Source organism: Bradyrhizobium sp. GW821-FHT13H06, assembly GCF_058803975.1.
Window position 1 is genome coordinate 23889 of sequence record NZ_JBXAPN010000016.1, and the last position, 14315, is coordinate 38203.

8 protein-coding genes and 2 pseudogenes are annotated in these 14315 nt (G+C 55.8%); 1 reads left to right on the forward strand and 9 read right to left on the reverse strand.

All coding sequences use genetic code 11. From position 1 onward, the window contains the following. Nucleotides 1-222: 222 nt before the first annotated feature. From sorB to AC1RQP_RS37825, 8 genes and pseudogenes are all read right to left on the reverse strand, one after another. Nucleotides 223-513 (reverse strand): SorB family sulfite dehydrogenase c-type cytochrome subunit, encoded by a 291-nt coding sequence (gene sorB / locus AC1RQP_RS37790; RefSeq protein WP_244623339.1) that lies wholly within the window; start codon nt 511-513, stop codon nt 223-225. 47 nt (nt 514-560) lie between these two features. Then, nucleotides 561-1769 (reverse strand): SorA family sulfite dehydrogenase catalytic subunit, encoded by a 1209-nt coding sequence (gene sorA, locus AC1RQP_RS37795; protein ID WP_492942614.1) that lies wholly within the window; start codon nt 1767-1769, stop codon nt 561-563. Nucleotides 1770-2012: 243 nt separating this feature from the next. Then, a complete protein-coding gene (locus AC1RQP_RS37800) occupies nt 2013-2999 on the reverse strand; it encodes an MBL fold metallo-hydrolase (protein WP_492942616.1) in 987 nt (328 codons plus the stop codon). A gap of 764 nt (nt 3000-3763) precedes the next feature. After that, nucleotides 3764-4147, reverse strand: a complete 384-nt coding sequence (locus AC1RQP_RS37805) for a DUF302 domain-containing protein (RefSeq protein ID WP_492942618.1) — start codon at nt 4145-4147, stop codon at nt 3764-3766. 962 nt (nt 4148-5109) lie between these two features. After that, nucleotides 5110-5416, reverse strand: a pseudogene (locus tag AC1RQP_RS37810) (IS5/IS1182 family transposase); the annotation flags it as partial. 3 nt (nt 5417-5419) lie between these two features. Continuing rightward, nucleotides 5420-5622, reverse strand: a pseudogene (locus AC1RQP_RS37815) (oxidoreductase); the annotation flags it as partial. Nucleotides 5623-5844: 222 nt separating this feature from the next. Further along, the gene (locus tag AC1RQP_RS37820; RefSeq protein ID WP_492942620.1) at nt 5845-6588 is read right to left on the reverse strand and encodes an SDR family oxidoreductase; all 744 of its coding nucleotides are present in this window, start codon (nt 6586-6588) and stop codon (nt 5845-5847) included. Nucleotides 6589-7174: 586 nt separating this feature from the next. Continuing rightward, nucleotides 7175-7579: a response regulator transcription factor gene (locus tag AC1RQP_RS37825; protein ID WP_492942621.1), complete on the reverse strand. Its 405-nt coding sequence runs from the start codon at nt 7577-7579 to the stop codon at nt 7175-7177. A 281-nt stretch (nt 7580-7860) separates the two neighbouring features. Between AC1RQP_RS37825 and AC1RQP_RS37830 the strand changes: the two genes are divergently transcribed. Next, entirely contained in the window at nt 7861-8502 is a 642-nt protein-coding gene (locus tag AC1RQP_RS37830) for a response regulator transcription factor (RefSeq protein ID WP_492942623.1), read from the forward strand. A 107-nt stretch (nt 8503-8609) separates the two neighbouring features. On the opposite strand, the gene AC1RQP_RS37835 is transcribed toward AC1RQP_RS37830, so the two are convergent. Next, nucleotides 8610-14075: an AAA family ATPase gene (locus tag AC1RQP_RS37835; RefSeq protein WP_492942624.1), complete on the reverse strand. Its 5466-nt coding sequence runs from the start codon at nt 14073-14075 to the stop codon at nt 8610-8612. Nucleotides 14076-14315 lie beyond the last annotated feature (240 nt).

Consider the following 14315-nt stretch of genomic DNA (forward strand, 5'->3'; position numbering starts at 1 on the left):
GGGGCTACGTGTAGCTGACCGATATCCTTCGGTAGTATTTTTACCTCCACGTTGAGGGAGCCCTCCTCATGAACTTGGTAGATGTGGTCCATCTCCTCAAGACTTTTTTTGAGGAAATTGCACGAACACGACTTCGTTGCTGCCATCTCGATACGGGCTCGAACGGGCAACGCAGTGGTCGTTCACCGTTGTCCGACTGATCGATACAGCGGGCTGGTCGCTTTAATACGTCTGCGAAAGATACTCGACGATCTTGTCGACGTCCGCTTCGTCGATCGGTGCGCCGTACACCTTGATCATCTTCATGACCTCGGCGTGCCAGAAATCCTTCTTGAATTTGGGGCCCTGTGGCTGAGTCTTGATGTAGTCGGCTGAATGACATGCGGTGCAGTTGTTCTGGACGACTTCCAGGTTTGGCCCTGGCTTGAAAGCAGCTGTCTCCTCGGGAAGGTTGTAGGAGACAGGCTTGGCCTTCGCCAACATCGGACCGTAAGCAATTCCTGCCAAGGCCATCGCACCCAGGAGGCCAGTCATAACCACGAGCTTCATGACCACTCTCCTCAAGCTGCCACAATACGATAGGTTTCGACGACGTTGCGCAGGTAGCCAGCGGGATTCCACAATGGCTGCAAGGGCTGCGTTTGTCCGTCATTGCTGGTCGCGCGGACCTTCAACTCATGCGCGCCGGCCGGCAATTTGACCATCAACGTCCATTCGCGGAATGAGTACCGGCCGAGATTCTCGCCGAGGCGTGACGGCGTCCAGATCTGTCCGCCATCGGTCGAGACCGCGACCTCTTTGATGCCGCTTCCGCCATCGAATGCAATGCCTCTTAACGGCGTCTCAGCACCAGCCTTCACCTTGGCGCCGTCAACGAGACTGGTCAGAAAGGAGCGCACGGTGAATTTATTGATTGGAATGGTCGCCTTTGGCGCCGTTCCCGGCTCGACGCAGTTGCAGTCATTGTCCGGAATTCGATAGGCACTCTTCATCCAGAAGTTATTGAACACCGTGTCGATGACAGTGATTTCGTTGAGATGCTTGACCCAGTAGGTGCCATAGTAGCCGGGCACGATCAGGCGCAGCGGATATCCGTTAAGGACCGGAAGGTCCTCTCCGTTCATGGCATAGGCCAGTATCACATCGCCGTCTCTCGCATGATCGACGTCGAGTGCCTTGGCAAAATCCGGCGTCCTGTCGCTGACCGGACCATCGAGCGCACCGAATACGACTTGCTTAGCACCAGCCTGCATGCCGGCTTGGTCGAGGACTGCCTTTAGAGAAACGCCCTTCCAGCGTGCATTGCCCATGGCGCCGTTGGCGAGTTGACCACCACCGACGCGCGGATCAAAAAATCCACGGCTATTGCCGGAGCATTGATTGACTGCCACGAGCTCAATGGCCGGCATCTTTTTGATCTCGGCCAGCGACAACTTCAGCGGCTTGTCCACCTTCCCTTTGATCTCGACGGAGAAAGTATCCGGATCGATCTCCAGCGGAATATCGGCGAGATGGTAGCGCACGAAGAACGCATCGTTCGGTGTGATCACACCTTCATTGAACACAGAGAACGGCGTCTCTAACTGCGGCGGCCGGCTGGTCAGGCCGATCAGCGGACGCTTCTGAGGGTATTTGATCAGCGGCCGCTCGCCATTGCCGAACGGCAACGTCACAGTCTCAGCCAAAGCCAACTTTGATGAAAAAGATATAGCGGCACCGGACGCCGCAAGCATCATTCCGGAGTGCATGAGGGTGCGTCTGTCGATCATGATGGTCCTCTCGTTGCCTTCGTCCAAATGAAGTTCAGCTGTCGCTGATCTCAACCGGGTCGGGAATGATGCGGCTTTCGACCGCCATCACCTTGCGGAACGTCTCGTGGTGCCAGCAGCGAAATATCGGCCGAACTCATGCCGGTCGGCCACCGCGCAACGTCGACGCTATGCTTTTCGAAAGCGTTGGCGACCGACTGGCACGTGTGGACAGATCGCCCTCGAACGTAGATTGCACGACGTTCACGATGGGTCTTTCTGCGAACGTGCCGGAAGTCCTTCGTACACAAGCTTTGTGAAGAATTCCGGACCGATTACGAATCTTCCCCACTTCGCGTCGAAGGCGGCGGTCGGCTTCGCCGCTATGACTTCATCGAGGGATTTTCCCTGCGACTTCAGTGCAGCGACCTTATCGCGCACCGCGACCAGCATATCGCGAAATTCAATCAATTGAGCGCGGTTGCCGACCTGCCCATGACCCGGAACCAGGATTGTTTTATCCGTGGTGTGGTCGATAATCTTATTGGCAAAGGCGATGGCCGAATTGACGCTGCCGCCGTCTTCGTTGTCGATGAACGGATAGTTTCCGTTCCAGAACGCGTCGCCGAGGGCCATCACATCGGCCTTTTCGAAATACACCACCACATCGCCGTCGGTATGGCCGGCGCCGAAATGCTCCACCTTTATAGTGTCACCCGCAAAGGTGAACTCTTTCTCATTGTCCACGAGGATCGTCGGGCGCGCGCCGGCTGGAACGGGATCAAACGTCCAATTCCAATCATCGACGTGAGTGGTCTCGGCAAGATGCTTCAGCGTATTTATCTGCGCAATGATCGAGGCGCCGGCTGCATGCATCCACTCGTTTCCGTCGGTATGATCCCAGTGCCAATGAGTGTTTACGACGTATTTCAACGGTGACGGGCTGAGGTTATTGAGAGCCTCCTGCAACTTTTCTTTTGAAGGCTTGATGCCTGAATCGACGAGGAACTTGCCCTCGCTTCCGGAGAGAACCACGATATTCGCGCCGGATCCCATAAGGACATTGATGTTGCCGCGAACAGGCACAGTGACGATGTCGCCCTTGGCTCGCTCAAGATAATGCGCGCCAGCCCCAGTATGGAAATAGTCTCCTTTTACCAACGCGGCGGCGGCTGCGGGGGCGGCATATCCAAAAGCAAGAGCCGAAATGAATACGGCGATCGATGGAATGGTAAGCCGGCTGATTGCCATGACTGGATCTCCTTTCCTAACGCAACCGGCGCAAAGAGTTGGCCATATGCGTCAGAGATGTTTTGCATGCATTGCGCTTGCCTGAATTGAAAATAGCGTTCGCCGCCCGGAAATAAACCTGGCGCCGATGACAGTGTATGGACGGAGGACCTACAGGCGCGAGCGGCTCATCGCTCATGTCGCCGACCACAAAGTCATGGTGTGCGCAACACCGCGTGCTCGTGTTCCTTCGTGCCACGATGGTCGCACGAGCGGCATACATCCACTCGCGTCCGTCGTGGTCCCAATACCAATGGGTGTTAACAACGTATCTCAACCGCGACGAGCCGATAGTGTGGGGTGCAGTCTCCAATACACTTCGATTTTCTGATCCCAACATCAACCAAAGAACCTTCCTTCGTTGCCAGGCAAGACTGTGATGTCTCCGCCGGGCCCCATCAAAACGGTGAGTCCTCCGCGTAAAGGCTCTACCAAGAGATCTGGCTCGGCTCGCTTGAGATATCGAGAGCCGGCGCCCGTATGAAAGTAGTCCTCCTGCCTGACCTCGTCTTGGGTCGCGGGTCCTGCATCGGCTGCCATTGATGCGAGCAGGCTGATAAAAGCAGCAATAGGCGTTGCAGTTAGCTGTGCAGGTGATCGTTCATTCACGATGGCATTCCTTCTATCCAGGCCACTCGTCGCAACAGACAGTCATGCGATACAGGACGTGTCCACGACACTCCTGAAAGCTCTTGCCATAAAAAACGAATATCTCGCTCTACCAGCTATCTGGCCTCGGCTATTGCTGATATTGTGTAAGCGATAAGCCTTTCCGCTGGAGCGAACCTAGCTGCCATGCCAGGTGGTAAGCCATGCTTGCCTTCTAACGAGGCTGACGAATTCAGCGTGACGTACGCTCTGCCATTTTCCTCTCGAATCAAGGCTCGCAGGGGGAGCTCCAAGGCGAAATCAGGGGCCGCGATCATGACTGGCGTCCCTCCCTCCGGATTACCATAAACAACAACGGTCGCGGGCGGCATCTCCAATCCCACTGACCGCGCGGCCGCTTGATGGTCAATCACGCAAAAAATCGTGAAGCCGTACGCCGTCAGGCTGGCGGTCAGGGTGGTGACGGTATCGTCGAAAGAAAACTTGCTTTCCATTTTCATAGCGACCGCCGTTTGTTTGATCTGGAGGTAGACAATTCCTGCGAGCGTCTTGAGAGGCCGCGTGAACGCAATTCATCTCGCCATGCCTTAATCGACAGAATATGTCCTACCCACGCTGCAGTAGAAGGTCAGAACGCCGATCGTTTCTATTTCGTCCAGAAGGCCGCTTGGCCTTCGAAGCCTTTTTGTCGTTTCCCAAGAGTTGATCGTACAATCGATCGATTTCACTCGCCTCCTCGGGCGTGACATCCTCTCGACCTAAGGCTCTGAGCTCTCGCGCGGTCGGCTGGATATTATGACCGTTCCGAATGGGCCAAGGCTCTTTGCTGGTCTGCGCAGTCTGCCCCGCGGCCTCCAATCTGGTCGTCAAGAGTATCGTCAAAGCCACTGCGATCCACTTGCAAGACATGACTTATCCTAGATGATCGGGTTCACCGCAAACGCAACAATTGGTCCGCCTGACATATCTGATCGACGTAATGGATGGCTCTCTCCAGATCGTTCATCATTGATAGCGAAGCGATGTTAACTACGGAAATGAAACGATTGCAGGCGCCAGATGAGAACTCTGCACGAGCGCTGGACTGTGAAGGTACTGGAACGCACCGGGCAACGGAAAACAACGTAGGACGTAGCTAGTTGGTCGAGGAAGGCGAAGCGCAAGAAGCGATAAGCCCTTGAAGTAGGTGGTACGCGCCATGGTCATGACCTGCGTGCTCAGATCACTAAGCGGCTCAGCGATGTTGCACCCAGCTCCCAGCCGCTTGGGCTGGCTTGCCAAGCCAATGACACTCTCTGCAAATGCTCGATAATGTCCGGCCGCGACTTGAGCCAACTGACAAGAAAGACATGGAAGCTTGTCATTCTACCTAGGCGGGGCGGATGTCTGCTCTGGTTCAGATTCCGTTGAAAACGTCGGAGTATTTCGTTGTAATGGTGCGAGCGCCGATGCGGCCGACGGCTCACCGGCTTCTTATGCGAGCCTCGGGGTTGGCATTGGGATCAGCTTTGGCCATTTTGCAGCGGTTCTGGGCGGTGGCTGCGGGGGTGAACTCGTCGGGCGCGCCGTTCGGCCCCTTTCGCACGCAATTGAGCTGGAGAATGCGTTTGAGGTGCGCGAACAGCATCTCGATCTTCTTGCGAAGCCGACGAGAAGTGCGCCCTCCCCCGATCTTGCGATCTGGCGCGCCATGCCGCGAGCGCCCTCGTAGACCGAGCCGGCCACCCTTCGTGAGCCTGGGTCGGGCAGCACCGGAGCTTGAACGCGCAGCGATGGCCGCCCCGAATGAGCAAGGTGATTGGTGCCCGAGGTGAAGGCGCCTGGCACGATGATCGAGGTCTCGACACCCCAACGCGACAGCTCCCGGGCATACTGCACGGCTATCGAGCTCATTCCCGCCTTTGCCGCAAAATGCAAGATAAGGCGGGGTGCCGCTGGCCAAGCTGGAGGAGGAAATCCAGACTAGCAGGCCCTGCTTTGAGTGGACGCAGTTCTGCATGGTTCTCGCGAGAGAATACCGTCATTTGCGCCGCCACGGGCGCGTTGCGGGGCGAGGTCCAAAGCATGGAGCCGTAGAGGACGTGCCCGGCTTTGGCCAACGCTTCGACCATGAGACGACCCGGACGCGCCGGTGATTAGAACAATCTTACTCATGGGATATCTCTCTCGAGCTATCTGCTGACGCCCGGTCGAATCATTAGATGATCCCGCCGTTGGCTCGGAGCACCTGACCGTTAATCCAGCCTCCATCTGGCCCGACGAGAAACGCCACCGTAGCCGCCACATCTCTAGGCTCGCCGAGCCGCTCCAGGGGCGCGAGGCTCGCGAGGTGATTGATCAAGTCCTTAGGCTTGCCGTCGAGAAACAGTTTCGTTGCAGTCGGTCCGGGTGCTACGGCGTTGACGGTAATGTTGCGGCCACGCAACTCTTTGGACAGGACTTGCGTCATCGTCTCTACAGCCGCCTTAGTGGCGGCATAAATGCCGTAAGTTGGATGCAAGAGACCAGTTTGGCTCGAGGATAGGTTGACGATGCGGCCGCCCTCCCGCAGCCGGCGTGCCGCCTCGCGTAGGGTGTTGAAGGTGCCCTTCAGATTAATGGCTATCTGGCTGTCGAAGACATTATCATCGGCTTCACAAATCGTCGCTAGGCGCATCACCCCGGCGCTGTTCACCAGCACGTCGACGCCGCCGAATACAGCTTCCGCGGTGTCGAACATGCTCGCCACAGCGCTCGCGTTACTAACGTCCGCCTGCGCAGAAATAGCCCGACCGCCTGCCTGAGAGATCTTTCTGGCCAGCTCTTCCGCCTCGGCCGCTTTGCCTGAATAATTGATGATAACCCCAAAGCCATCACTGACGAGCCGTTCGACGATTGCAGCACCGATGCCGCGCGAACCACCCGTAACAATGGCTACCTTCTTTCCATTTACATTGGACATTTTTCTTCTCTCTTATCCGATGATCTTCTTTCCTCTTTTCTGAAGTGAGAACGACCCAATATGCAATCAAACAGTCACACGGTTGGGAGCAGGGCCGTTCTTCCGCAGTCCGGACGCTCGTATTTTGGGCACCGCTCTCGTCCCATATAGCACCCACCACTACCAGTGAACTTGGTTCAACTCGCGGATGAACCAAAGTCAGGCCCTTCGAACTTGAGCATGAGTGAGACTGACGACCTCGCGAGTTCCTGTTCGAAGCGCGGGGTATGATTTGTCCATCCAGTACCGGATCGACGAGATCAAGCAGCTTTCATCATCGAAACGATGCGGATCTGGAAACGCTCTGAGTTGTCCTCAACGTGGCTATGGCAAGGCTATTGAAAGGGGTTGGGCACGGAATTTCGTTGGTCGTCCAAGCATCGGCAGGCCAGTCCTAGGCTTCGCGCTCGCGGGCGCCCAAACTGGGCGGCTGTCGTGCAATCCGCAATTTCACCGGTATCGCTGGAAAACGCTTCCAAAACGGTCCCGTAGCTTGGCCTATTGGCTCCGACGTCATGGCGGTGCATTGCCGACTAAATGCCCGCCGCTAATTCTGCCGCCTACGCCCTATGCATTCGATCAGATCATCAATTTCAAACGGCTTTCGCAGTAAGGATACTGCTCCGGCAGACGCCGCTCTGCCCTCCAAGTTTTCTTCGGTGTGCGCCGTAACCAGAACGACCGGAATTGTTGATCCCCGCGCCTTGAGCCATTTCATCAGCTCCAGCCCACTCATTCCGGGCATATGAATATCCGTGACAACGCAATCGAATGAGGTCTTTGCAACCGCGCTGATGTATTCCGCCGCGGAAGCGTATCCACTCGCTCCAAATCCGAGCGAGGAAAGCGACTCCACCAGCGCCGTCCGGAATGACTCATCATCATCGATGACTGCGATCTCAAGCTCTCTTGGCACTTTTGCTTTCAACTGAGCTATGGATAAGTGGAGCACGGGGTACACTCGCACGCAATGCGGTCGGGTGGAATCATACGAGAGTGTTACGCCGTTCGCGCGGGATGGTTGAATTTTGCGATGGCTTATTGTTTTACTACCTTTGGACCGCGGACAAAATGCTTGTTCGGGAGAGCCACTGTGATGCTTCTAACCTCTTGTCATAGAGCCGCTTTTAAATGGGTCTGTGAAGCAGACGTTTCCCATCATACAAAAGTGTGATCGCCGAATCCATGCCATTTTGATAGCAGTGTTGGCGAGAGACGGTTTAGACTGGGGGCATGCAGGCCAGAGAGAAGACAAAACCCCTGGTGCATGTCGTTGACGACGACGCGTCGGTGCGTAGTGCGTTGACAGAGCTCTTTGATTCGGTAGGCTTGCAAACTGAGACGTATGCAACAGCTGAGGATTTCCTCTCGGCCGGCCGGACCGACAGACCCGGTTGTATCGTTCTCGATGTCCGACTGCCGGACGTAAACGGTCTTGAGTTTCAAGGTCGCTTGGGCCAGATCGGCGTCCGGATGCCGGTGGTAATGATAACCGGTTTCGGCGACATTGCGATGTCAGTCCGTGCCATGAAGCATGGCGTGGTCGACTTCCTTCCTAAGCCGTTTCGTGACCAGGACATGCTCGATGCAGTCATAGCTGCCATCGAGCGAGACCGGCAACGTCGGAGCACTGAGTACGATGTCTTTCAGCTGGAACAGCGCTTCAAAACTCTTTCGCCACGCGAGCAGGAGGTGATGTGGCACGTCACAGCCGGGAAAATGAACAAGCAGGTGGCAAGCGATCTTGGAATTAGCGAGATCACCGTCAAGATTCATCGTGGAGCGGTCATGCACAAGATGAGCGCTCAAAGCTATGCCGAGTTGGTTCGAATGGCCGACTCATTGAAAGGTTGCCGTGGCAATACGATCCGTTAGCATTAGTCGCTTTTCTGCCTGCTGAGATTTGCAGGAGAGACAGCGCGATTGCAGCAGTGCCCCTAAACCAGCCACTTATAAGCTCGGGCTTTGAGACTCTTGCAGTTTCATTTTTCAACAGGCAGCAACACGCAAAACATGGCGCCATGAGGCTCGTTAGGCATCGCCCACAGTCGCCCGCTGTGGGCCTCAACGATTGATCGGCAGATCGACAAACCCATTCCTAAGCCGCTTGGCTTCGTCGTGAAGAACGCCTCGAAGATTCGCTCGGCGTTCGCTGGTGAGAGGCCGGGCCCCGAATCGCTTACAGCTAAAAGTACGCCGCTTAAATCGGCTGCACTCGTGGTGATCGATAACGTGCGCGACTCTTCACTAACCCCGCTCATCGCTTCTATGGCATTCATAATCAAGTTCAAGATCACCTGCTGCAATTGGACTCTATCTGCAAAAATGATAGGCAATTGATCTGAAAGGTGCATTTTCAATGAGACGCTATGTTCGGATAGAGCGACGCGGGTTATCCCTAAGATCTCTAGTACCACTTTGTTGATGTCTAATGCCTCGGCGCGTCCTGGCGCTTTCTTGGAGAAATCACGAATCCGGCTCAGAATGTCCGCGGCCCGTTTGCCATCACCGACAACCCGGTCAATCAACAGCTGGGCCTTCTCCAAGTTCGGCGGCTGACGAGCGAGCCAGCGCGCCGCGGTTCCGGCATTTGTGAGCAGGGCAGCAAGAGGCTGGTTGACCTCGTGGGCTATGGAGGCAGAGAGTTGCCCCATAGTCGCGACCCGATTTGCGTGCGCCAGTTCTTCCTCGGCGCGTTTTCGGTCGGTCAAATCGAGGACAAAGGCTACACCTTGGCGTTGGGGCTCTCCGAACGACGCTCCACCGGCAAGCACGGGTACACGAGTGCCGTCTTTCCTCACAAGAACTTCTTCACTTGGCTCTGAGCTTCCCGCTGAGGCTATCTCGTCCAACAGCCGCACTTCGGTGCCACTCCTTTCCGGAGGTACCAAGTCGCTAAAGTTCAGGCGAGCAGACGTGAAGTCACTACGACTATAGCCGACTATGTCAAGAAACGCATCATTCGCTTCAGAAATACAACTATTGGAATCGAAAATGCATATCCCGATGATATTGGAATCGACAAGGCGGCGAACCTTCGCCTCACGTTCCTGTAGTTCGCTATAGAGACGGGTGTTCTCAAGTGAAATCGCCGCTTGCGAACCCAAGAGCTCCAAAAGCCTCGCGCGATCCGGCGTAAAAACGTCCGAGGCCAGCGCGTTCTCGAGATAAATCAATCCGACCAGCGCTCCTTGCCGAACAAGCGGAACGCAAAGGATAGATCGCGCGCGTCCTGAGCGGCAATAGTCCTCCGAGAAAAGATGCTGTTTGGCCGCATCGTCGAGTATCAAAGTCTCTTGGGTTCTCATAACATACCGAACGACAGTTGCGGGCACCGCCGAACTTGCTTCTGAGCCATAATTCAGGACAATTTGCTCCCCATCTGCCCGCGCTTCTGCCTCGATTCGGTAATCGCCTTCGCCTGGCCGGATCAACAAGCCACGATCGGCTCCCGCGCTCTCCATGGCAATCGTCATGAGCCGCTCGATCAAGCGAGGCAACAGCATCTCTCCCGACAAGGCCTGTGATGCCTTCACTACAGCGGCAACGTCGAGCTGTTGATCCGGTGTCCCGGTTTCTCCTTTCATTCTGCGAAGATCGGACATAGCTAGGTGAGGATACCGGGACTCGAGTTGCCGAACCTTGGCATCAGCCCCCCACCGCAAATAGCCGTGTCGCGCCTTTTCACGAAGCAAATCGGCGATCCCCTCAAGGCCGCGCGTCGCGTAAAAACGTGCAGCTGACTCGCGCGCGAGAGCCGCGTTGTGCCCAAAGCCGTTAAGCTCGGCCGACCGGATCGCTTGCTCGTACAACCGTTGCGCATCCATGTCTCGCCTCTCGAGGCGAGCCATCTCCGCCCCAATTAGCGCCGCCCGGTTTTCGAAATTTTCAGGACATTGTTGAGCCCAGATATGAAGCTGCCTGTGGTGAGCCGTCAGTGCCTTCTGTGCCGCCCTCCTCTCGTCAGGTTCGACGCCTTCAAAACTGCCGAACGATCCCGCTCGCGCCAATCCGGAATAGAAATGGTACTCGGCACGCTCGATTGGAGATGGGCCCATGAGCATGCCTTGCGCCTTGTTCGCCGCTTTCAGCGCTGACGGATACTCTTCCGTGAAGACGCACGCCTGCATCTTTCTTGTCCAATATGCGTACGCAGGATTTGTCAGATTAGGATCTGCCTCGAGATATTGCTCATAGGCAGCTTGATCGATCTCAGTATCATCAAACAATCTGAGGTTCAGAGGTCTCCCCCTCAGAGTACGAACGAAGTAGAGCTTGTTGAGGATGAGGAGGTAAACAAAACTGGATCCAGTCCGACGCACAAAATCCAGCGCTGCGAGGGTTTCTTTCTCTACGGCATCAAGAGGCTCACCAGAGGCAAGCGAGCTTTTGATCAGGTGAGAGCGGCAATGACCAGCGTAAAGGACGTCGCCTACTTTATCTCCCTCTTCGCTGCCCCTTGCGACGAGCAGGCGTCCAAAACGAAAGTGGCGAATCAATGGGCTAACTGCCCCTCCGACTCTTAGGTAAATGCGGGACTTGAGCGGGTCCATTCCACGCTTGTCGACGAGATCGAGGCTGAGCTGCGCTAAGCGCTCCGCCATGGAATACTCTCCGAAGTCGGTGGCCAAAACTAGGGCCAGGGATGCGTATCCAAGACATGAAGCATTGCTGTTGCCGTGTGAGAGGCTGAGGTTCACCATCCGCGCAATCAAAAGGCAATTGAGGTTGTAATCTGTATTGTTGCCGGACGGCATGAGCTTGGACAGGACGTTCATAGTCGCAAGCGTGGTGGCGTCCTCCATCAATGGTAGATCAAGCAGATCCTCGATGGAGCGCAGTCTAAGTTGTTCCCGGAGCTTATCATACTCTTGCCGCACATCCTCGTCTGTTGGATGAGGCGACAAGTTGATGCCAACCTTTCGGAGATACTCCAGTCCCACCTCGACGGAGCGCTCGGAACGAGCGAGCATCACGTAGAGATCTACGCGCAGCGACGTGACAGTGCCTAGGTCGGCGATATTTTTCGCGCGCTTCGCGAGCGCGGACAATCGTTGTTCTGCGGCGCCCAAATCGTTACTCAGAAACTCGGCCTCGGCAAGGTTGTACTCCAGTTCAAAAGCGAGTATGTACAGCTGCGACCAGCAGTCTTTTGCCAACAACGAACGCCCGAGGGCAAAATAGGTCTGCGCAGAGGCGTAAGCAGCCGCGGCCTTGGCGCGTTTGCCGGCAAGCAGATTGAGGTGCGCAACTTGATTTAGCTCCTCTTGCGAGGTGATCAATGCCGCGCTTCGATTGAAATGACTTGTGATGTCAAAGATCGCCTCTTCGCGTTTGTGAGGCGGCGTATATGCGAAGAGCAGCCGGCCTATACGTAGGTGACTCTCCCCGCGCGCTTCCTCGGGGATGAGCAAATAGGCTGCTTCCTGAATGCGATCGTGTTGGAATACATACGAGTCATCTGAGCGCAGAATGAGCTCGGCTCGAACTGCCTCCCAGGCGCATTCATGAAGATCTTCCTGTGATATCTCGCAGACCATCCCAAGCAGCCCAAACGTCGCACCTGAACCAACACAGGCGAGCTGCCGAAGTGCTTCCTGAGTCTTTACCGGTAACTTGCCGAGCTGTTTGGTCATGAGATCGACAACGTTGTCCGTGTAGCCCTTGCCGTAAATGCAATCGAGATCCCAGCACCATTGTGAATTCGCAGAATCGAACACGAGCAACGCTTCATTCGCGAGGGATGAAAGAAATCGAATAGAGAAGAAGGGATTCCCGCCGGTCTTTATGTGAATCAACCGGACAAGCGGTTCGGCGAGATGTGCCTCGCAGCGCAAGGCATCCGAGATCAATTGTGAAAGGTCGGCCAAGGTTAGTGGCGCCAATGCGATTTCATGTACTCTCGCGCCAACTCCACGTAACGCGTCGGCCTTTGCTAAGAGAGGATGCCCAGGGTCGACTTCATTGTCCCGATAAGCGCCAATCAGCAGCAGATGCCCGACATCAGATTGCGTAGTAAGGCTTTCGATCAGGTCCAGCGTTGCGACATCTATCCATTGCAGATCGTCGAGGAAAAGCGCCAGCGGGTGCTCCGGACGGGCGAACACAGCGATAAATCGTCGTAAGACGGCTTGAAATCGTCGCTGCGCTTCCTGAGGAGGTAGATCGGCGACTGGCAGTGGCTTGCCGATAAGGAGCTCCAGTTCGGGGATGAGATTTGCGATTAATCCGCTATTTTCGCCAAGCGCGTTGCGCAACTCCTCTTGCCAACGTCGGAGCTCCGCTTCGGATTTGCTAAGTATCTGGCGGACGAGAGTTCGAAAGGCTTGCACTACGGTGGCATAGGGAATGTGAAGTTCATACTGACCGAACTTGCCAGAGGCAAACAGCCCTCGCGGCGGCACCAGGACCTTGTGAAGTTCATTAACTACTGAGGACTTGCCGATGCCCGAATACCCAGAGACGAGAACCAATTCGGGCGCACCGGTGGTCACGACTCGATCGAAGGCGCTCAGTAGGGTGTCGATTTCGTGCGAACGACCGTAGAGCTTTTCAGGGATCTGGAGCCGGCCTGTTAAATCGTGCTCCGCGAGCTGAAATTCTTCGATACGCTGCCGCTTATCCCACTCGACCTGGCATCGTCGCAGATCGTGTTCGACTCCCGCGGCCGTCTGATATCTCTCCTCAGCAGTCTTGGCGAGGAGCTTCATAACTATTTGAGAAAGCGGCGTGGGAATATTGTCTGACCGGTGGCTCGGCGGTATAGGCGTTCGAGCAATGTGGCAATGGACCCATTCGATGGGATCGCGCGCACTAAAGGGGAGCGCCCCAGTCAGCATCTGGTAGAGCGTGACACCCAGGGAGTACAGGTCGCTCCTCGAATCCATCGAGCGGTTCATCCGCCCTGTCTGTTCCGGAGCCATATAAGCGAGGGTCCCTGCAATAGACTCCGGCGCGGATGGCGCCTGCCGTTCTCGCAAGAGGCGTGACGCGATACCGAAGCCGGTGAGCCGTACCTCCCCGCTGTCCGCATCGACGAGAATATGGCTCGGTTTAATATCTTTATGGATGAGGCCTTGCTCATGGACCTTTCGAAGGGCCGCTGCAATGCTGGGGGCGACTCGCAGGAACACTTCAATGCTGATCAGAGCGTCGAGTAGTCCGCTGAGCAACTTGCCACCGGGGTCTTCAAACAGCAAAATGCTCTGACCACAGTCCATCAGGAGTTCACTCGGCTGCAGCGCCCAGTCACCCTTAAGTTCATCCCTCAACGAATACTCATGCGCCAAGCGGCCGAGGGATGTCGCCTCTTCCCCTGTCGCAACCGGAAAGGCAACCAGTACTTTTTGGCGCTGCCATCCTGAGGCGATCCGTGAACCTCGGCCGAAGATGAACCCACCGTCTTCCGATAAGATCTCAAGAACATCTATTCCGCGCGCGTTCACCATTGGAAATGGTCCCACTCACTAATCATTGCCCTGGCAATCATTACCCTGGCCACGAGGCGCGGATAGCCGGCACGCGTCAAAAAGGTCAGAGGCACTAAAGGTGCGAACCAGTTTCTTTGTTCCAAGCTAGCATTTTTGCGCAATGTCGTGGAAGCTTTCCAGAGTCGAGCGCGACACAGCAATCGGCCGAACGCTTCGACGACGACAGGTTTTCAAGTATAGCCGCCCGACGAGATGGTT

Excerpts from the sequence above, each read along its gene's own strand:
- sorA (WP_492942614.1), bottom strand. The coding sequence starts at position 1,769 with ATGATCGACAGACGCACCCTCATGCACTCCGGAATGATGCTTGCGGCG.
- AC1RQP_RS37830 (WP_492942623.1), top strand. The coding sequence starts at position 7,861 with ATGCAGGCCAGAGAGAAGACAAAACCCCTGGTGCATGTCGTTGACGAC.
- AC1RQP_RS37800 (WP_492942616.1), bottom strand. The coding sequence starts at position 2,999 with ATGGCAATCAGCCGGCTTACCATTCCATCGATCGCCGTATTCATTTCG.
- AC1RQP_RS37835 (WP_492942624.1), bottom strand. The coding sequence starts at position 14,075 with ATGGTGAACGCGCGCGGAATAGATGTTCTTGAGATCTTATCGGAAGAC.
- sorB (WP_244623339.1), bottom strand. The coding sequence starts at position 513 with ATGGCCTTGGCAGGAATTGCTTACGGTCCGATGTTGGCGAAGGCCAAG.
- AC1RQP_RS37805 (WP_492942618.1), bottom strand. The coding sequence starts at position 4,147 with ATGAAAATGGAAAGCAAGTTTTCTTTCGACGATACCGTCACCACCCTG.
- AC1RQP_RS37820 (WP_492942620.1), bottom strand. The coding sequence starts at position 6,588 with ATGTCCAATGTAAATGGAAAGAAGGTAGCCATTGTTACGGGTGGTTCG.